The following is a 19,290-nucleotide window of genomic DNA, read 5'->3' as shown; positions in this document are numbered from 1 at the left end:
AGGAGATACTCAATGAAGTTGCCGATCTACCTCGATTACTCCGCGACCACCCCGGTCGATCCCCGTGTCGCCCAGAAGATGGCCGAATGCCTGCTGGTCGACGGGAACTTCGGTAACCCGGCCTCGCGTTCCCACGTGTTTGGCTGGAAGGCCGAAGAGGCAGTCGAGAATGGCCGCCGTCAGGTTGCCGAGCTGATCAACGCCGACCCGCGCGAGATCGTCTGGACCAGCGGTGCCACCGAGTCCGACAACCTGGCGCTGAAGGGTGTCGCGCACTTCTATCAGACCAAGGGCAAGCACATCATCACCTCCAAGATCGAGCACAAGGCGGTCCTGGACACCGCTCGCCAGCTTGAGCGTGAAGGTTTCGAAGTGACCTACCTCGAGCCGGGCGAAGACGGTATCGTCACCCCGGCCATGGTCGAGGCCGTTCTGCGCGACGACACCATCCTGGTATCGCTGATGCACGTGAACAACGAAGTCGGCTCGATCAACGACATCGCCGCCATCGGTGAGCTGACCCGTTCGCGCGGCGTGCTGTTCCATGTCGACGCGGCCCAGTCGGCCGGCAAGGTCGAGATCGACGTGCAGAAGCTCAAGGTCGACCTGATGTCGTTCTCCGCGCACAAGGTCTACGGCCCGAAAGGCATCGGTGCGCTGTACGTCAGCCGCAAGCCGCGCGTGCGCCTGGAAGCCATCATCCACGGCGGCGGCCACGAGCGCGGCATGCGTTCGGGCACTCTGCCGACCCACCAGATCGTCGGCATGGGCGAGGCCTTCGCCATCGCCAAGCAGGAAATGGCAGCCGAGAACACTCGCATCAAGGCCCTGAGCGACCGCTTCTTCAAGCAGGTCTCTGGCCTGGAAGAGCTGTACGTCAACGGCAGCCAGACTGCCCGCGTGCCGCACAACCTGAACCTGAGCTTCAACTACGTCGAAGGCGAGTCGCTGCTGATGTCCCTGAAGGACATCGCCGTTTCGTCCGGTTCGGCGTGCACCTCCGCTTCGCTCGAGCCGTCCTACGTCCTGCGCGCCCTGGGCCGCAACGACGAGCTGGCGCACAGCTCGATCCGCTTCTCCTTCGGCCGCTTCACCACCGAAGAAGAAGTCGACTACGCCGCGCAGAAGGTCTGCGAGGCCGTCAACAAGCTGCGTGAACTTTCGCCGCTGTGGGACATGTACAAAGACGGCGTCGACATCTCCAAGATCGAGTGGGCCGCCCACTAAGCAGTCGCCGGCAAGAGCGGCTCCCTGATGAGGAAGGAATTGCACCATGGCATACAGTGAAAAGGTCATCGACCACTACGAAAACCCGCGCAACGTCGGCAAGATGAACGCCGACGATCCGGATGTCGGCACCGGCATGGTCGGCGCCCCGGCCTGCGGCGACGTGATGCGCCTGCAGATCAAGGTCAATGAACAAGGCGTGATCGAAGACGCCAAGTTCAAGACCTACGGCTGCGGTTCGGCCATCGCCTCCAGCTCCCTCGCCACCGAGTGGATGAAGGGCAAGACCCTGGATGAGGCCGAGACCATCAAGAACACCCAGCTGGCTGAGGAGCTGGCGTTGCCGCCGGTCAAGATCCACTGCTCCGTGCTCGCCGAAGATGCCATCAAGGCAGCCGTTCGCGATTACAAGCAGAAGAAAGGCTTGATCTGAGTCGCCTGACGCAAGGTAAGGAGTTCTGATGGCTATCAGCATGACAGAAGCCGCCGCCAACCACATTCGCCGGTCCCTCGACGGGCGCGGCAAGGGTGAGGGCATTCGCCTGGGCGTGCGCACCACCGGCTGCTCGGGCCTGGCCTACGTGCTGGAGTTCGTCGACGAGCTGGCTGCCGAAGACCAGGTGTTCGAGAACCATGGCGTAAAGGTCATCATCGACCCGAAAAGCCTGGTGTACCTCGATGGCACCGAGCTGGACTTCGTCAAGGAAGGGTTGAACGAAGGCTTCAAGTTCAACAACCCCAACGTGCGCGGTGAGTGTGGCTGCGGCGAAAGCTTCAACGTTTGAGGCTGGCCGTGGGTACTCCTTGCCATTTCGCTCTGTTTGACCTGCAGCCTGGCTTCCGCCTGGACCTCGACAAGCTCGCCACGCGTTATCGCGAACTGGCCCGCGAGGTCCATCCTGATCGCTTCGCCGATGCTTCCGAGCGCGAGCAGCGTGTCGCCCTGGAAAAGTCGGCGGCGCTCAACGATGCCTACCAGACCTTGCGCAGCGCGCCGCGTCGCGCCCGCTACCTGCTGGCCATCGGTGGCCACGAGGTGCCCCAGGAAGTCACCGTGCACGACCCGGACTTCCTGCTGCAGCAGATGCAGTGGCGCGAAGAGCTCGAAGAGCTGCAGGACGAGGCCGACCTCGACGGCGTCGCCGTGTTCAAGAAGCGCCTCAAGGTCGCCCAGGACAAGCTCAACGAGGATTTCGCCGCCTGCTGGGATGTTGCTGCGCAGCGTGAACAGGCCGAGCGCCTGATGCGCCGCATGCAATTCCTCGACAAGCTCGCCCAAGAAGTGCGCCAACTCGAAGAGCGCCTCGACGATTAATCCCGGCGTTACCCGTGACGACGCCTAAGGTACTCAGATAAGCATGGCCCTACTGCAGATCGCCGAACCCGGTCAGAGCCCCCAGCCGCATCAGCGCCGTCTGGCGGTGGGCATCGACCTGGGCACCACCAACTCTCTCGTCGCCGCCGTGCGCAGCGGGCGCAGCGAGCCGCTGCCCGATGCCCAGGGCAAGCTGATCCTGCCGTCGGCGGTGCGTTATCTGGAGGGTCGCAACGAAGTGGGGCAGGCTGCCCGCGACGCCGCCTCCAGCGACCCGCTGAACACCATCCTGTCGGTCAAGCGCCTGATGGGGCGTGGCCTGGCCGACGTCAAGCAACTGGGTGAGCAGCTGCCATACCGCTTCGTCGGCGGTGAGTCGCACATGCCGTTCATCGACACCGTCCAGGGGCCGAAGAGCCCGGTGGAAGTGTCCGCCGACATCCTCAAGGTGCTGCGTCAGCGTGCCGAGGAAACGCTCGGTGGCGAGCTGGTCGGTGCGGTGATCACCGTGCCTGCCTACTTTGACGACGCCCAGCGCCAGGCCACCAAGGACGCCGCGCGCCTGGCCGGCCTGAACGTGCTGCGCCTGCTCAACGAGCCGACCGCCGCCGCCGTGGCCTACGGCCTGGACCAGAATGCCGAAGGCCTGGTGGCGATCTACGACCTGGGTGGCGGCACATTCGATATTTCCATCCTGCGCCTGACCGGTGGCGTGTTCGAGGTGCTGGCCACCGGTGGCGACACCGCCCTGGGTGGTGACGACTTCGATCACGCGATTGCCGGCTGGATCATCGAACAGGCCGGTCTCTCCTCGGATCTCGATCCCGCGACTCAGCGCCAGTTGTTGCAGGCCGCCTGCGCCGCCAAGGAAGCCCTGACCGATGCCGATGTGGTCGGCGTCAGCCATGGCGCCTGGCAGGGCCGGCTGAGCCGCGCCGCGTTCGAGGCCATGATCGAGCCATTGGTCGCCCGCAGCCTCAAGGCCTGCCGTCGCGCCGTGCGCGACAGCGGCGTCGAACTGGAAGAGGTTGGCGCGGTGGTGATGGTCGGTGGTTCGACCCGCGTGCCGCGTGTCCGTGAAGCGGTCGGCGCACTGTTCGGGCGTACCCCGCTGACCTCCATCGACCCCGACCAGGTAGTGGCCATCGGCGCCGCGATCCAGGCCGACACCTTGGCCGGCAATCGTCGTGAAGGCGGGGAACTGCTGCTGCTCGATGTCATCCCGCTGTCGCTCGGTCTCGAGACCATGGGCGGGCTGATGGAGAAGGTGATTCCGCGCAATACCACCATCCCGGTGGCCCGCGCCCAGGAGTTCACCACGTATAAAGATGGCCAGTCGGCCATGATGATCCACGTGCTGCAGGGTGAGCGCGAACTGATCAGCGACTGCCGCTCGCTGGCCCGCTTCGAGCTGCGCGGCATTCCCGCGATGGTGGCGGGTGCGGCGAAGATCCGCGTGACCTTCCAGGTCGACGCCGATGGCCTGCTCAGCGTCGCGGCCCGCGAACTGGGCTCGGGCGTCGAGTCGAGCATTCAGGTCAAGCCGTCCTACGGCCTGACCGACGGCGAAATCGCCCGCATGCTCAAGGACTCCTTCGAGCACGCCGGCTCCGACAAGCACGCGCGCCAGCTGCGCGAGCACCAGGTCGACGCCGAGCGCCTGCTCGAAGCGGTACAGGGCGCCCTGGACGCCGATGGCGAGCGCCTGCTCAGCAGTGACGAGCGTGAAGCGATCGAATTCCAGATGCAGGAACTACGTGATTTGCTGACCGGCACCGATGGCGCCGCCATCGAGCAACAGACCAAGCGTCTGTCGCAGGTGACCGATGCATTTGCCGCCCGTCGCCTTGATTCGACGGTCAAAGCCGCACTGGCCGGGCGCAACCTGAATGAGATCGAGGAGTAACCGATGCCGCTGGTGACATTCCTGCCGCATGAGAAGTTCTGTCCTGAGGGGCTGACCGTGGAAGTGCCGTCCGGGACCAATATCCTGGAGCTGGCCCACGACCATCACATCGAGATGGAAAGCGCCTGCGGCGGCGTCAAGGCCTGCACCACTTGCCACTGCATCGTGCGCAAGGGCTTCGACTCCCTTGAAGAAGCGGACGAACTCGAAGAGGACATGCTGGACAAGGCCTGGGGCCTGGAGGCGCAGTCGCGACTGGGCTGCCAGGTGGTCGTCGGCGATGAGGACCTCACCATCGAGATTCCCAAATATTCGCTCAACCACGCCGCCGAAGCGCCGCACTGAGGGCCTGTACATGAGTCTGAAATGGGTTGATGTACTTGAGATCGCCATCCAGCTTGCGGAAAGCAAGCCCGAGGTCGATCCTCATTACGTGAATTTCGTCGATCTGCGCGCGTGGGTCATGGCTCTGCCTGACTTCGATGACGATCCGTCGCGTTGCGGCGAGAAGGTTCTCGAGGCCATCCAGGCGGCCTGGATCGAAGAAGCCGACTGAGCGCACGCTGCAGGTTAGGCAATCCCCTGGAACCCGCGTATAATTCGCGGGTTTAATTTTTCGCAACACTCATATTTCTGGAGTTTTCCATGGCTGTTCAACGTACTTTCTCGATCATCAAGCCTGACGCCGTCGCTAAAAACGTCATCGGCAAGATCACCACCCGCTTCGAAGAAGCCGGCCTGAAAATCGTCGCTTCGAAAATCAAGCAACTGTCCAAGGCCGAGGCCGAAGGCTTCTACGCCGAGCACAGCGCTCGTGGCTTCTTCGGTGACCTGGTTGCCTTCATGACTTCGGGCCCTGTCGTTGTTCAGGTTCTGGAAGGCGAAAACGCCATCGCTCTGAACCGTGAGCTGATGGGCGCCACCAACCCTAAAGAAGCTGCTCCAGGCACCATTCGTGCCGACTTCGCCGAGTCGATCGACGCCAACGCCGTTCACGGTTCGGACTCCGAAGCTGCCGCTGCTCGCGAAATCGCTTACTTCTTCGCTGCTACCGAGGTAACCACTCGCTAAGCGAAAGCTTACGGGTGAGGGTGAATCCATGACGACATCGACTGACAAGATCAACCTGCTGGGGCTGACCCTGGCGGAAATGGAACAGTTCTTCGACTCAATCGGGGAGAAGCGCTTCCGTGCCGGTCAGGTGATGAAATGGATTCACCATTTTGGCGTCGATGATTTCGCCGCCATGACCAATGTCGGCAAGGCCTTGCGCGAAAAGCTCGAGGCCGTTGCCGAGATTCGGGGCCCGGAAGTGGTCAGCGAAGACATTTCCGCTGACGGCACCCGCAAGTGGGTGGTCCGTGTTGCCTCCGGCAGCTGCGTCGAGACCGTCTACATCCCCACCGACGATCGCGGCACCCTGTGCGTGTCGTCGCAAGCCGGCTGTGCCCTGGACTGCAGCTTCTGCTCCACCGGCAAGCAAGGCTTCAACAGCAACCTCACCGCCGCCGAAGTGATCGGCCAGGTGTGGCTTGCCAACAAATCCTTCGGGACCGTCCCGGCCAAGATCGACCGCGCCATCACCAACGTGGTCATGATGGGCATGGGCGAACCCCTGCTGAATTTCGACAATGTCATCGCCGCCATGAAGATCATGATGGAAGATCTGGGCTATGGCATTTCCAAGCGTCGCGTCACCTTGTCCACTTCGGGCGTGGTGCCGATGATCGACGAGCTGGCCAAGCACATCGACGTGTCGTTGGCCCTGTCGCTGCACGCCCCCAACGATGAACTGCGCAACAAGCTGGTGCCGCTGAACAAGAAGTACCCGCTCAAGGTGCTGCTGGAGTCGTGCATGGGCTACATGGCGACCTTGGGCGGCAAGCGCGTGCTCACCATCGAGTACACCCTGCTCAAGGACGTCAACGACCAGCCCGAGCATGCCGCCCAGATGATCGAGCTGCTGCGCGACGTACCCTGCAAGATCAACCTGATCCCGTTCAACCCATTCCCGCATTCGGGCTACGAGCGGCCGAGCAACAACGCCATCCGCCGTTTCCAGGACTTGCTGCACCACGGCGGCTTCAACGTCACCACCCGCACCACCCGTGGTGACGACATCGATGCCGCCTGCGGTCAGTTGGTGGGCCAGGTCAACGACCGCACCCGCCGCAGCGAGCGCTACATCGCCGTGCGTCAGCTGGCCGCCGACGAGCCGCAAGACAGCGCCGCGCGCCCCTGACGAGCACTGTCCCCATGACCCTGCGCGCCGCGCTGTCGATCCTGACGCTTTCGCTGCTGGCCGGCTGCGTATCCGGTGGTGCGGGCGATCCCCTGAGCAATCGCCAGGGGCGCGAGGATGCAGGCAAGGCCTATGTGCAACTGGGGCTGGGGTATTTGCAACAAGGTTTGACCGAGCAGGCCAAGGCCCCCTTGAGCAAGGCCCTGGCCCTCGACGGCCGCGATGCCGATGCCCATGCGGCCCTGGCGCTGGTGTTCCAGGCCGAAGACGAGCCCGCCCTGGCCAGCCAGCACTTCCAGAAGGCGCTGTCCGTACGCCCGGATGACACACGAATCCGCAACAATTACGGCAGTTTCCTATATGCTCAGGGCCGTTTCGGCGAAGCCCAGGCGATGTTCCGCCAGGCCGCCGCCGATACCCTGTATCCTGAGCGGTCCCGGGTCTACGAGAACCTGGGGCTGACCGCCCAGAAGCTGGGGCAGGGCGAGCAGGCGCGCGAATACCTGGAAAAGGCCCTTCGGCTCAACCAGCGGCAACCGAAGGCTTTGCTCGAAATGGCTGAGTTGTCCTACGAAAACAGGCATTATGTGCCGGCCCGGGACTACTACGATCGATTCAGCCAGCTGAGCGACCAGAACGCCCGCAGCCTGCTGCTGGGCACGCGCCTGGCCCGCGCCCTCGACGACCAGGGCAACGCGGCCCGCCTGGGCCAGCAATTACAACGACTTTATCCCGGTACGCCGGAATATCAGCAATACCTGTCGGAGCAACGATGAAAGCCGCGCACACTGAAGTAGCAGCAGCGACTCGCCAGAACCCCGGTGACGTCTTGCGCCAGGCCCGCGAAAAACGCGACTGGAGCCAGGCCGAGGTCGCTCGCAAGCTCAACCTCACGGTATCTTCGCTGAACAACCTGGAAAACGGCGCCTTCGACAAGCTGCCCGGGCACACCTTCGCCCGCGGTTACATCCGTGCCTACGCCAAACTGATGGACATGGACCAGGCGCCCCTGGTCGAGGCGTTCGACCAGATCACCGGCACTCACGCCAAAGGCAGCGAAGTGCACGCGCTGGGGCGCATCGAAGAGCCGGTGCGGCTGTCGCACAACATACTGCGGGTGGTCAGCCTGCTGCTGCTGGTGGCCGTGGTCGGTGGCGGCTTCTTCTGGTGGCAGGACCAGAGCAGCCTGCGAGGCAAGGACCTGGCCAAGATCGCCCTGGAGCACGTCGAGGTCGAGAGCGCCGACGGCACCACCCAGATTCATCCGCTGGACGAGCCGGAAGACCAGGCCGTGAGCGAGGGCCAGCAGCCGCAAGGCGAAGCACTGCCGCTCGAACCTGCCGCGACCGAGCAGGCCCCGGTTGCTGCCGAGCAGACGCCGGCAGCCGCTGCCAGTGCTGGCGCTGCGGTGCCGAACAGCGCTGCGCCTGTTGCGGCTCCCGCTGTTACCACGCCGGTGGCTCCCGCTGCCACCACGCCCGTGGCCCCCGTTGCAGTGGCACCAGCCGCTCCGGTAGCGCCGGCGCCGGTCAGCGAGACCGTTCCGACCGCCGCCGGCAGCGCCAACCTGCACATCCAATTCACCGCCGATTGCTGGACCCAGGTCACCGATGGCAACGGCAAGGTGCTGTTCAGCGCGATCAAGCGCAAGGGCGACAACCTGGAACTGACCGGCAAGCCACCGTTCGCGGTACGCCTGGGCTTCGCCCGTGGCGCCCAGGTGAGCTACAACGGCCAGGCGGTCGATGTCGCCCCGTTCACCAGTGGCGAAACCGCTCGCCTGAAGTTGGGACAGTAAGTCATGCACGGCGAATCTCCGATCAAACGTCGCGAATCCCGCAAAATCTGGGTCGGCAATGTGCCGGTGGGCGGCGATGCGCCCATCGCGGTGCAGAGCATGACCAACACCGACACCAACGACGTCGCCGCCACCGTGGCGCAGATCCAGCGTCTGGTCGACGCCGGCGTGGACATCGTGCGCGTCTCGGTGCCGGACATGGACGCCGCCGAGGCCTTCGGCAAGATCAAGCAGCTGGTCAGCGTGCCGCTGGTCGCCGACATCCACTTCGACTACAAGATCGCCCTGCGCGTGGCCGAGCTGGGCGTCGACTGCCTGCGCATCAATCCGGGCAACATCGGTCGTGAAGACCGTGTGCGCGCCGTGGTCGATGCCGCCCGCGACCGCGGGATCCCGATCCGCATCGGCGTCAACGCCGGCTCGCTGGAGAAGGACCTGCAGAAAAAATACGGCGAGCCGACACCCGCCGCGCTGGTCGAGTCCGCGCTGCGCCACGTCGAGCACCTCGATCGCCTGGACTTCCAGGACTTCAAGGTCAGCGTCAAGGCCTCCGACGTGTTCATGGCCGTCGAGGCCTACCGCCTGCTGGCCAAGCAGATCATCCAGCCGCTGCACCTGGGCATCACCGAAGCCGGTGGCCTGCGCTCGGGGACGGTGAAATCCGCCGTCGGCCTAGGTATGCTGCTGGCCGAAGGCATCGGTGACACCATCCGTATTTCCCTGGCCGCCGATCCGGTCGAGGAAGTGAAGGTCGGCTACGACATCCTCAAGTCGCTGCACCTGCGCTCGCGTGGCATCAACTTCATCGCCTGCCCGAGCTGCTCGCGGCAGAACTTCGATGTGGTCAAGACCATGAACGAGCTGGAAGGGCGCCTGGAAGACCTGCTGGTACCGCTGGACGTGGCGGTGATCGGCTGCGTGGTCAACGGCCCGGGTGAAGCCAAGGAATCGCACGTGGGCCTGACCGGCGGCACGCCGAACCTGGTCTACATCGATGGCAAGCCTTCGCAGAAACTGAACAACGACAACCTGGTCGACGAGCTGGAAAAGCTCATCCGCCAGAAAGCGGCCGAGAAGGCCGAGGCCGACGCGGCGCTGATCGCCCGCGGCTGAGACACAGATTCGTAAGGACTATTCGTGAGCAAATCGCTGCAAGCCATCCGTGGCATGAACGACATCCTGCCCGACCAGTCGCCGCTGTGGCGCTACTTCGAGGGCACCGTGGCCGGCTTGCTGGACGGCTACGGCTACAACCAGATCCGCACGCCGATCGTCGAGTTCACCGAGCTGTTCAAGCGCTCCATCGGTGAAGTCACCGATATCGTCGAAAAAGAGATGTACACCTTCGAGGACCGCAACGGCGATTCGCTCACCTTGCGCCCGGAAGGCACCGCCGCCTGCGTGCGCGCCGTGCTCGAGCATGGCATCACCGGCAACGGCCAGGTGCAGAAGCTCTGGTACGTCGGCCAGATGTTCCGCCACGAGCGTCCGCAGAAGGGCCGTTATCGCCAGTTCCACCAGATCGGCGTGGAGGTGTTCAACCTCGACGGCCCGGACGTCGACGCCGAGCTGATCATGCTGACCTGGCGCCTGTGGGGCCTGCTGGGCATCCAGGACGCGGTCGAACTGCAACTCAACAGCCTGGGTACCAGCGAAGCCCGCGCGCGCTATCGCGACGCCCTGGTCGAGTACCTCTCGGCCCGCCTCGAGCAGTTGGACGAAGACAGCCAGCGCCGCCTGAAGAGCAACCCGCTGCGCATCCTCGACAGCAAGGACCAGAACACCCAGGCGGTGCTGGTCGGCGCGCCGAAGCTGGAAGACTACCTGGACGAAGAATCCCGCGTGCACTTCGAGGGCCTGAAGGCCCGCCTCGACGCCGCCGGCATTCCGTTCGTGATCAACACCAAGCTGGTGCGCGGTCTGGACTACTACAGCAAGACCGTGTTCGAGTGGGTCACCGACAAGCTCGGCGCCCAGGGCACCGTCTGCGCCGGTGGCCGCTATGACGGCCTGGTCGAGCAGATGGGCGGCAAGCCGACCCCCGGCGTCGGTTTCGCCATGGGCATCGAGCGCCTGATCCTGCTGCTGGAGACCTTGGGCAAGGTGCCCGAGTCGATCAGCCGCACCATCGACGTCTACCTGTGCGCCTTCGGCGAGCAGGCGGAGCTGGCCGGCCTGCGCCTGAGCGAAAGCCTGCGCGACCATCTGCCGGGCCTGCGCCTGGCGGTCAATGCCGGGGGTGGCAGCTTCAAGAGCCAGTTCAAGAAGGCCGACAAGAGCGGCGCGCTGTTCGCCCTGATCCTCGGCGACGACGAGCTGGCCAAGCAGGAAATCGGCTTCAAGCCCCTGCGTGGCCAGGGCGAACAACAGAACATTGCCTGGGATGCTCTTGCCGAGCACCTGGAAACCGCGATCGCCCAGGCGTGACGCGGTCCGACAACGAATAGGCGAATAGGAGTATTGGGGTGTCGAGTACCGATGATGAGAGCCTGGCAGCAGCCAAGGACTGGTGGAACCGTAACGGCAAGCCGCTGCTGACCGGCGCCCTGCTGGCCGGCGTGGTGGTGTTGGGCTGGCAGACCTGGCACAAGTACCAGGCCAACCAGTCGCAAGGTGCCTCGGCGCTGTATCAGGCGCTGCTGGAAACTTCGCTGACGCCAGACGGCAAGCCAGACGCGACCAAGGTCGCCGAGCTGTCCGGCAAGCTCAAGAGCGAGTTCGGCGGCACCGCCTACGCCCAGTACGGCAGCCTGTTCGTGGCCAAGGTCGCGGTCGAGAGCGGCAAGCTGGACGATGCGGCCAGCGAGTTGAAGAACGTGATGGACAAGCCGGCCGACGCCACCCTCGGTGAGATCTCGCGCCAGCGCCTGGCCCGTGTGCTCGCGGCCCAGGACAAGGCCGAGGACGCGCTCAAGCTGCTCGACGGCGATACCGACAAGGCCTTCCAGGCCAGCCGCGAAGAACTCAAGGGCGACCTGCTGGTACAGCTGGGCCGCGCCGACGACGCGCACAGCGCCTACGAAAAAGCCAAGGCCGCGCTGTCCGACGACGCCGCGATCGGTGGCTTGCAACTGAAGCTGGATGACCTGGCCAAAGGGGACGCCTGAAGTGAAGGGTTGGAAACAAGCAGCAGTGCTCACCCTCGCCGTGCTGGCGGCGGGTTGCAGCAGCAACAGCAAGAAGGAACTTCCCCCGGCCGAGCTGACCAAGTTCACCGAGGAAGTGGTGCTGAAGAAGCAGTGGAGCCGCTCGATCGGTGACGGCCAGGGCGAGACCTACAACACCCTGGTACCGGCCATCGAGAACGACCGTATCTACGCTGCCGACGTCAATGGCGAGGTCTTCGCGCTGAACCGCATCACCGGCGACGTGGTGTGGAAGAAGGACCTCGAGCTACCGGTTTCCGGTGCCGTGGGCGTGGGTTATGGCCTGGTCATGCTGGGTACCCTCAAGGGCGAGGTGATCGCCCTGGACTCCAGTACCGGTGAGGAGCGCTGGCGCTCCCGCGTCACCAGCGAAGTGCTGGCGCCGCCTGCCAACAACGGCGACGTGGTCGTGGTGCAGACCCAGGATGACCGTCTGATCGGCCTTGACGCCGCCACGGGCGACCGTCGCTGGATCTACGAGAACAGCCCGGCGGTGCTTACCCTGCGTGGCACCGGCGCGCCGGTGGTGACCAACCGCCTGGCGGTGGCCGGCCTGTCCACCGGCAAGGTGGTGGCGGTGGACATCAGCAACGGCGTGCCGGTATGGGAGAGCCGCGTGGCCATCCCACAGGGCCGTTCCGAGCTGGATCGGGTGGTCGACATCGACGGTGGCCTGCTGCTGTCCGGCGGCACCCTGTACGTCAGCACCTACCAGGGGCGCGTCGCCGGCCTGGACCTGGAAAGCGGCCGCGTGCTGTGGCAGCGCGATGCCTCCAGCTACGTGGGTGTCGCCCAGGGCTTTGGCAACGTCTATGTGAGCGAGGCATCGGGCACGGTCGAGAGCGTCGACGAGCGTTCTTCCAGCTCGCTGTGGAGCAACGACTCCATGGCCCGTCGTCAGCTGTCGGCGCCGGAAGTGTTCTCCAGCTATGTGGCTGTCGGTGACTTCGAGGGTTACCTGCACCTGCTCAGCCAGGTCGATGGTCGTTTCGTCGGCCGTGAGCGTATCGACAGCGATGGCCTGCGCGCCCGGCCCCTGGTGGTCGGCGACACCATCTACGTCTTTGGCAACAGCGGCAAGCTCGAGGCACTGACCATCCGCTGAAGCTAAGCTTGGGGCTCTGACCAGCCCCGGGCTGCGGCGCGTGACGCGCCGCCCGAATACCGGCCGCTGCCTTGCAGCGGCCTTTGCATTTTCAAGAATTCAAGAGTGGAGAGCCGCATGGTTCCCGTAATCGCCCTGGTGGGCCGGCCCAATGTCGGCAAATCCACCATGTTCAACCGCTTGACCAAGACCCGCGATGCCATCGTCGGTGACCTGTCGGGCCTGACCCGTGACCGCCAGTATGGTGATGCCAGCTGGCAGGGTCGTTCCTACATCCTCATCGACACCGGCGGTATCACCGGTGACGAGGTGGGCATGGACGAGAAGATGGCCGAGCAGTCGCTGATGGCCATCGAGGAAGCCGACTACGTGCTGTTCCTGGTCGATGCCCGTGCCGGCATGACCGCCGCCGACCAGATGATCGCCGATCACCTGCGCAAGCGGAACAAGGAAGCGGTGTTGGTCGCCAACAAGATCGACAACATCGACCCCGATATCGCCCGCGCCGAGTTCTCGCCGCTGGGCATGGGCAACGCCATTCCGGTGGCGGGCTCCCAGGGCCGTGGTATCAACGCCCTGATGGAGTCGCTGCTCGGCCATATTCCCCGTGACCCAGAGGAAGAAGCCCTCGACGAGGATGTCGCCGAAGGCGAGGAAGCCACGCGTATCCCCGGTCCGAGCGAGAAAGATGGCATCAAGATCGCCATCATCGGCCGCCCCAACGTGGGCAAGTCGACCCTGGTCAACCGCATGCTCGGCGAAGAGCGCGTGGTGGTGTACGATCAGCCAGGCACCACCCGCGACAGTATCTACATCCCGTTCGAGCGTGATGGCGAGAAGTACACCTTCATCGACACCGCCGGCGTGCGCAAGCGCGGCAAGATCCACGAGGAAGTCGAGAAGTTCTCGGTGGTGAAGACCCTGCAGGCGATCAAGGACGCCAACGTGGTGATCTTCGTCATGGACGCCCGCGAAGGGGTGGTCGACCATGACCTCAACCTGCTGGGCTTCGCCCTGGACGCCGGCCGCGCCGTGGTCATCGCCCTGAACAAGTGGGACGGCATGGAGTCGGGTGAGCGCGACTATGTGAAGACCGAACTGGAACGCCGGCTGTTCTTCGTCGACTTCGCCGACATCCACTTCATCTCGGCGCTGCACGGCACCGGCGTGGGCCATCTGTACAAGTCGGTGCAGGCCGCGTTCAAGTCGGCGGTGACCCGCTGGCCGACCAGCCGCCTGACGCAGATTCTGGAAGACGCCATCAGCGTGCACCAGCCGCCGCTGGTCAATGGTCGCCGGATCAAGCTGCGCTATGCCCACCTGGGTGGCGCCAACCCGCCGTTGATCGTGATCCACGGCAACCAGACCGACAAGATCCCCAACTCCTACTCGCGTTACCTGGAGAACACCTACCGCCGGGTGCTCAAGCTGGTCGGCACGCCGATCCGTATCGAGTACAAGGGCGGTGACAACCCGTTCGAGGGCAAGAAGAACACCCTCACCGATCGCCAGGTCAACAAGAAGCGCCGCTTGATGTCGCACCACAAGAAGGCCGAGAAGAAGCGCCGCGACAAGCGCTAGCAACCGCTTGGCGTGCGCCACTCAGGCCATGCGAACCCCCTGTGGGAGCGGCCTTGTGTCGCGAAAGGGCTGCAAAGCAGCCCCGGCTATCTTGCAGTCCTGCTGAACCCTGGGGCTGCTGCGCAGCCCTTTCGCGACGCAAGGCCCGCTCCTGCAGGGAGGTGCGTAAATCCTGATCGCCCCCTACACGTTGACCCACCGCAATCCCCCTATTGTTTCAACCTTTTTCCTGACTGCTCGATCCGCTATGCTCGGACTCCACTCCGTGCCGGACAAACCCCAGGAAAGAGGGCTCCATGATCCGCAGCAAACTGCCGAACGTCGGCACGACCATCTTCACCACCATGTCGCAGCTGGCCGTGCAGACCGGCGCGCTCAACCTCTCGCAAGGCTTTCCTGACTTCAACGGCCCCCAGGCCCTGCTCGACGCGGTGGGCCGGCACGTGGCCGCCGGGCACAACCAGTATTCGCCCATGACCGGCTTGCCGGCGTTGCGCCAGCAGGTGGCGGCGAAGATCGCCCGGTTGTATGGCGTGAGCCTCGACGCTGATCAGGAAGTGACCATCACCCCCGGCGCCACCGAGGCCATCTTCTGCGCCATCCAGGCGGTGATCCACGCAGGTGACGAGGTCATCGTCCTCGATCCCAGCTACGACAGCTACGAGCCTTCGGTGGAACTGGCCGGTGGCCGCTGCGTTCATGTCCCGCTCACCGACGGCCGCTTCAGCATCGACTGGCAGCGCTTCAGCGACGCCCTCAGCCCGCGCACGCGCATGGTCATCCTCAATTCGCCGCACAACCCCAGCGGCGCGCTGATCAGCCGTGACGACCTTGACCAGCTGGCGACGCTGATCGGTGACCGCGACATCTACCTGATCAGCGACGAGGTGTACGAGCACCTGATCTACGACGGCATGCGGCACGCCAGCGTGCTGGCCCACCCGCAACTCTACTCGCGGGCGTTCGTCGTCAGCTCGTTCGGCAAGACCTATCACGTCACCGGCTGGAAGACCGGCTACGTGGTCGCGCCGCCGGCGCTCAGCGCAGAGCTGCGCAAGGTGCACCAGTACGTCAACTTCTGCGGGGTGACGCCGCTGCAGTGCGCGCTGGCCGACTTCATGGCCGAGCATCCCGAGCATATCGACGAACTGCCGGGCTTCTACCAGGCCAAGCGCGACCTGTTCTGCGACCTGCTGCAGGCATCGCGCTTCACCTTCACCCGCACGCCGGGCACCTATTTCCAACTGGTGGACTATTCGCAGATCCGGCCCGACCTGAACGATGTCGACATGGCCCTGTGGCTGACCCGTGAGCATGGCGTGGCCAGCATTCCGGTGTCGGTGTTCTACCAGCAACCCATCCCCGAGCAACGCCTGGTACGCCTGTGCTTTGCCAAACGTGAGGAGACGCTGCGACAGGCAGCGGAAAGACTATGCGCGATCTGAGTGAACTGCCGAACCTGAAAATCGCCCTGGTGCAGACCACCCTGGCCTGGCACGACCGCGAAGCCAACTACGCGCACTTCGAGGAGTTGATCGGGCAGGCCGGCGAAGTGGACCTGGTGATCCTGCCGGAGATGTTCACCACCGGCTTCTCGATGGACTCCGAAAGCCTGGCCGAGCCGGAAAACGGCCCGACCTACAAGTGGCTCAAGGCCCAGGCGAAGAAGGCTGGCGCGGTGATCACCGGCAGCGTGATCATCCAGGCCGCCGATGGCAGCCACCGCAACCGCCTGCTGTGGGCGCGTCCGGACGGCGAGATCCTGCACTACGACAAGCGCCATCTGTTCCGCATGGCCGGCGAGCACAAGCACTACACCCCTGGCGAGCGTCAGGTGCAGTTCGAGCTCAAGGGCTGGCGCATTCGCCCGTTGATCTGCTACGACCTGCGCTTCCCGGTGTGGAGCCGCGATGCCCAGGACACCGACCTGCTGCTGTACACAGCCAACTGGCCGGCGGCGCGGCGCATGCACTGGAACCGCCTGTTGCCGGCGCGGGGGATCGAGAACCTGTGCTTCGTGGCGGCGGTGAACCGGGTCGGCACCGATGGCAAGGGCTTTGCCTATTCTGGTGACAGCCAGGTACTGGACTTCCAGGGCGAGAGCCTGCTGAGCGCGGGGGAAGCCGACGGGGTGTTTACCGTGGTGCTGCGGGCGGCGGAACTGGCGGCGTACCGCGCACGGTTCCCGGCCAACCTGGATGCCGATACCTTCGAATTGCACTAAGACGCCACCGGCTCTCTGTGGGAGCGGCCTTGCGTCGCGATGGGCCGCATAGCGGCCCCAGCAACTTTGAATGTTTTCAATATCCTGGGGCTGCTTCGCAGCCCATCGCGACGCAAGGCCGCTCCCCCAGGGGCTGAGTCGTCAGCTCAGGTGTGATTCAGTACACATCCCGCCGGTACCGCCCATCCTCGACCAGCTGCTGCACGGCGGCTTCGCCGAGGATCCCTTGCAACGCCGCGTCTACCCCGGCCGCCATGCCTTGCAGGCTGCCGCAGACATACACACAGGCGCCATCCTCGATCCAGCGCTTGAGCTCGGCGGCCTGCTGCAGCAGCACATCCTGCACATAGACTTTTTCCGCCTGGTCCCGCGAGAACGCCAGGTCCAGCCGTTGCAGATCGCCCTTGCGCTGCCAGTCTTGCAGTTCGTCGCCACACAGCAGGTCGTGGGCTCGGTTGCGTTCGCCGAACAGCAGCCAGTTGCGCTGCTCACCGGCGACGATGCGTGCCTTGAGCAGGCTGCGCAGGCCCGCCAGGCCGGTGCCGTTGCCGATCAGCACCATGGGGGCCGAGTCCGCTGGCAGATGGAAGCCGCTGTTGCGGCGCAGGCGCCCACTGGCGGTTCCCTGCAATGGCAAGTGCTCGGTTAGCCAACCGGAGCCCAGGCCCAATGTGCCATCGGCGTGGCGCTCCTGGCGCACGATCAGCTCCAGCACGCCATCGCTGGCGATGGAGGCGATCGAGTAGTCGCGAGCGGCCAGCGGGATCAGTGCGTCGACCAGTGCCTGCGCGTGCAGGCCGATCAGATGTTCGCGGCTGGTCGGCAGCTGGCGGCTGGCCAACGCCTGGACCAGGGTCTCCTGCAAACCGTCCAGCTGCACCGGGCTTTGCGGGTCGAGGCCCAGACCTGCGAGCAGGGCATCGACACGTGGCTGGCCGTGGCGCGGCAGGATCTCGATCAGGTCGCCTGCCTCCCATGCGCCAGGCGTCTCGGCCTGCAGGCCAAGCAAGTACACCGGCGCGCCCTGGCTGCCCGGATTGAGCAAATCACGGCGCAGCAGGCGCCAGTTGCCGAAGCTCGGCGGCTGCCAGGCGGCGACCGGGTGCGCACCCGTCAGTTGCGCCAGTTCCTGTTGCCATAGCTGCAAGGCTGCAGGGTCGGCGTTGTCCACTTCCACCGGGCTGAAGGCGCTGGTGGCGCCGCGCTCGGCGAGCCAGGCCTGCAGACGACGGGCGAAGCCGCAGAAGTGCGGGTACTGGCGGTCGCCCAGAGCGAGCACGGCATAGTCCAGATGCTCCAGCGCCCAGGGCTGGCCGAGCACCTTGCGCTCGAAGCCACGGGCACTGTCGGGTGCTTCGCCGTCGCCAAAGGTGCTGACCACGAACAGCGCGCGATTGGCCTGGCGCAGTTCGGGCTCGCCCAGGTCGGCCAGCGGCCGCACCTGCACGGGCACGCCGGCGGCTTGCAGTTGCCCGGCGCTCTGCCAGGCCAACTGTTCGGCGAAACCGCTCTGGCTGGCGAAGCCGATCAACCAGCTGTCGCGGCTGTCGATGGCAGCACCCACTGCGCCGCGGGCGGCGCGAACCTGGCGCTTCTTGCGTCGGCGGTCGAGGTACAGCAGCCAGCCAGTGACGAAGAACAGTGGCATGGTCAGGCTGGCGATGGTGACGATGATCCGCCCCGGCAGGCCGAAGTAGCTGCCCACATGCAGCGCGTAGACGCTCTGCAGCAGCTGGGCCTTGAACGACTTGTCGGTGTAGCGTTCGTGACGCTTGATCTGGCCGTTGGCCGGATCGAGGGTCAGGGTATTCAAGGCGCGCTCATGGTCGGCGCCCTGCAACAGGTAGAACAGGGTCGCCGGTTGTCCGCCCGCTGGTGGCAGACGCAGGTTGTAGGTGGCCAGACCCGGGCCGGCGGCCTCCTTGAGGTTGCTCCAGATGGCGTCATAGTCCACCAGCAGTGGTGGGGCGTTGTTGTCCACCTTGGGTGGACCATGACGGCCGCCACGGCCTTCGCCACGCTTCTGCTCGCCGGCGGCGGGCTGGTCGGCCAGCAGGGCGTTCAGGCCCTGGCGGTACCACTCGTAGGACCAGAACAACCCGGTCAGGGCGAACAGCAGGTAGAACAGCAGGCACCAGGTGCCGAACACCGCGTGCAGGTCCCAGTTGAACGCGCGACCTTTCTTCGCCCAGTCCAGGGTCAGCCAGGTCCGCCAGTTCAGCGCCTTGCGCGGCCAGCGCAGGTACAGGCCGGACAGGCAGAAGAAGATCAGCATCAGGGTGCAGGCGCCGGTGATCTGCCGGCCCGTATCGCCCATGGCCAGGAAGCGGTGCAGATTGAGCACGAAGTTGAAGAAGCCCAGGCCGGCCACCTCGCCCTTGAGCTCGCCGGTATACGGATCGGCATAACGCAGCTCGCCGCGGCGTTCGCCGGGGGCGGGCGTGAAGAAGATCCGCGCGGCGTTGCCTTCACGGGTGTCGACCCAGAGCATGGAGATCTTGTCGCCTTGCGCGGCCTCGACCCGGCGCACCAGTTCGGCCGGCGGCAGCACGCCTTCCTGGCGCACCTCGACCTTGAGCACCTCGGTATTGAATGCGCGCAGCAGTTCCTCCTGGAACGACCAGATGGCACCGGTGATGCCCATCAGCGCCAGCACCAGGCCAGCGGTGATGCCAAAGAACCAGTGCAATTGGAACAGCGTCTTCTTCACCACATCGATCACCTTGTCAAACCGCCGCAGACCGCG

At 64.9% G+C, this 19,290-nt stretch carries 19 protein-coding genes; 18 read left to right on the top strand and 1 reads right to left on the bottom strand.

The features are described from left to right. Nucleotides 1–12: 12 nt before the first annotated feature. The 18 genes from N7422_RS13375 to N7422_RS13290 all read left to right on the top strand — a co-directional run bounded on the left by N7422_RS13375 (nucleotide 13) and on the right by N7422_RS13290 (nucleotide 16,544). A complete protein-coding gene (locus tag N7422_RS13375; RefSeq protein ID WP_279806986.1) occupies nucleotides 13–1,227 on the top strand; it encodes an IscS subfamily cysteine desulfurase in 1,215 nt (404 codons plus the stop codon). Nucleotides 1,228–1,273: 46 nt separating this feature from the next. After that, a complete protein-coding gene (gene iscU, locus N7422_RS13370) occupies nucleotides 1,274–1,660 on the top strand; it encodes a Fe-S cluster assembly scaffold IscU (protein ID WP_011532337.1) in 387 nt (128 codons plus the stop codon). Nucleotides 1,661–1,688: 28 nt separating this feature from the next. Then, the gene (iscA, locus tag N7422_RS13365; protein WP_023630636.1) at nucleotides 1,689–2,012 is read left to right on the top strand and encodes an iron-sulfur cluster assembly protein IscA; all 324 of its coding nucleotides are present in this window, start codon (nucleotides 1,689–1,691) and stop codon (nucleotides 2,010–2,012) included. 8 nt (nucleotides 2,013–2,020) lie between these two features. Then, the gene (gene hscB / locus N7422_RS13360; RefSeq protein WP_279806985.1) at nucleotides 2,021–2,542 is read left to right on the top strand and encodes a co-chaperone HscB; all 522 of its coding nucleotides are present in this window, start codon (nucleotides 2,021–2,023) and stop codon (nucleotides 2,540–2,542) included. 43 nt (nucleotides 2,543–2,585) lie between these two features. Then, nucleotides 2,586–4,448, top strand: a complete 1,863-nt coding sequence (hscA, locus tag N7422_RS13355; RefSeq protein WP_279806984.1) for a Fe-S protein assembly chaperone HscA — start codon at nucleotides 2,586–2,588, stop codon at nucleotides 4,446–4,448. 3 nt (nucleotides 4,449–4,451) lie between these two features. Then, nucleotides 4,452–4,793: an ISC system 2Fe-2S type ferredoxin gene (gene fdx, locus N7422_RS13350; RefSeq protein ID WP_279806983.1), complete on the top strand. Its 342-nt coding sequence runs from the start codon at nucleotides 4,452–4,454 to the stop codon at nucleotides 4,791–4,793. Nucleotides 4,794–4,803: 10 nt separating this feature from the next. Next, complete coding sequence (iscX, locus tag N7422_RS13345; RefSeq protein ID WP_028689593.1) at nucleotides 4,804–5,004, top strand: Fe-S cluster assembly protein IscX; 201 nt, start codon at nucleotides 4,804–4,806, stop codon at nucleotides 5,002–5,004. A gap of 89 nt (nucleotides 5,005–5,093) precedes the next feature. Then, nucleotides 5,094–5,519, top strand: a complete 426-nt coding sequence (gene ndk / locus N7422_RS13340) for a nucleoside-diphosphate kinase (RefSeq protein ID WP_011532343.1) — start codon at nucleotides 5,094–5,096, stop codon at nucleotides 5,517–5,519. 28 nt (nucleotides 5,520–5,547) lie between these two features. After that, on the top strand, nucleotides 5,548–6,690 hold the full coding sequence (gene rlmN, locus N7422_RS13335; protein ID WP_279806982.1) for a 23S rRNA (adenine(2503)-C(2))-methyltransferase RlmN: 1,143 nt from the start codon (nucleotides 5,548–5,550) through the stop codon (nucleotides 6,688–6,690). A gap of 14 nt (nucleotides 6,691–6,704) precedes the next feature. Beyond that, nucleotides 6,705–7,466: a type IV pilus biogenesis/stability protein PilW gene (gene pilW, locus N7422_RS13330; protein ID WP_279806981.1), complete on the top strand. Its 762-nt coding sequence runs from the start codon at nucleotides 6,705–6,707 to the stop codon at nucleotides 7,464–7,466. Beyond that, nucleotides 7,463–8,488: a helix-turn-helix domain-containing protein gene (locus N7422_RS13325; protein WP_279806980.1), complete on the top strand. Its 1,026-nt coding sequence runs from the start codon at nucleotides 7,463–7,465 to the stop codon at nucleotides 8,486–8,488. The genes pilW and N7422_RS13325 overlap by 4 nt, the downstream gene beginning before the upstream one ends. 3 nt (nucleotides 8,489–8,491) lie before the next feature. Further along, nucleotides 8,492–9,601 (top strand): flavodoxin-dependent (E)-4-hydroxy-3-methylbut-2-enyl-diphosphate synthase, encoded by a 1,110-nt coding sequence (gene ispG, locus N7422_RS13320; protein WP_279806979.1) that lies wholly within the window; start codon nucleotides 8,492–8,494, stop codon nucleotides 9,599–9,601. Between the two features lie 24 nt (nucleotides 9,602–9,625). Continuing rightward, entirely contained in the window at nucleotides 9,626–10,915 is a 1,290-nt protein-coding gene (hisS, locus tag N7422_RS13315) for a histidine--tRNA ligase (protein WP_279806978.1), read from the top strand. A 38-nt stretch (nucleotides 10,916–10,953) separates the two neighbouring features. Continuing rightward, nucleotides 10,954–11,595: a tetratricopeptide repeat protein gene (locus N7422_RS13310; RefSeq protein ID WP_279806977.1), complete on the top strand. Its 642-nt coding sequence runs from the start codon at nucleotides 10,954–10,956 to the stop codon at nucleotides 11,593–11,595. A gap of 1 nt (nucleotide 11,596) precedes the next feature. Continuing rightward, complete coding sequence (gene bamB, locus N7422_RS13305; protein WP_279806976.1) at nucleotides 11,597–12,739, top strand: outer membrane protein assembly factor BamB; 1,143 nt, start codon at nucleotides 11,597–11,599, stop codon at nucleotides 12,737–12,739. A gap of 117 nt (nucleotides 12,740–12,856) precedes the next feature. Continuing rightward, complete coding sequence (der, locus tag N7422_RS13300; protein ID WP_110735767.1) at nucleotides 12,857–14,320, top strand: ribosome biogenesis GTPase Der; 1,464 nt, start codon at nucleotides 12,857–12,859, stop codon at nucleotides 14,318–14,320. A gap of 296 nt (nucleotides 14,321–14,616) precedes the next feature. Continuing rightward, nucleotides 14,617–15,765 (top strand): pyridoxal phosphate-dependent aminotransferase, encoded by a 1,149-nt coding sequence (locus tag N7422_RS13295; RefSeq protein ID WP_279806975.1) that lies wholly within the window; start codon nucleotides 14,617–14,619, stop codon nucleotides 15,763–15,765. Then, nucleotides 15,753–16,544: an amidohydrolase gene (locus tag N7422_RS13290; protein WP_279806974.1), complete on the top strand. Its 792-nt coding sequence runs from the start codon at nucleotides 15,753–15,755 to the stop codon at nucleotides 16,542–16,544. The genes N7422_RS13295 and N7422_RS13290 overlap by 13 nt, the downstream gene beginning before the upstream one ends. 157 nt (nucleotides 16,545–16,701) lie before the next feature. Here the strand turns inward: N7422_RS13290 and N7422_RS13285 are convergent, their stop codons facing one another. Further along, nucleotides 16,702–19,257 (bottom strand): sulfite reductase flavoprotein subunit alpha, encoded by a 2,556-nt coding sequence (locus N7422_RS13285; protein ID WP_279807082.1) that lies wholly within the window; start codon nucleotides 19,255–19,257, stop codon nucleotides 16,702–16,704. Between the last annotated feature and the right edge of the window lie 33 nt (nucleotides 19,258–19,290).

It is taken from the genome of Pseudomonas sp. GD04091, from assembly GCF_029836165.1.
GTDB lineage: Bacteria > Pseudomonadota > Gammaproteobacteria > Pseudomonadales > Pseudomonadaceae > Aquipseudomonas.
Note: the sequence above shows the minus strand (reverse complement) of the source record. Positions and strands in the feature narration are given on the sequence as shown.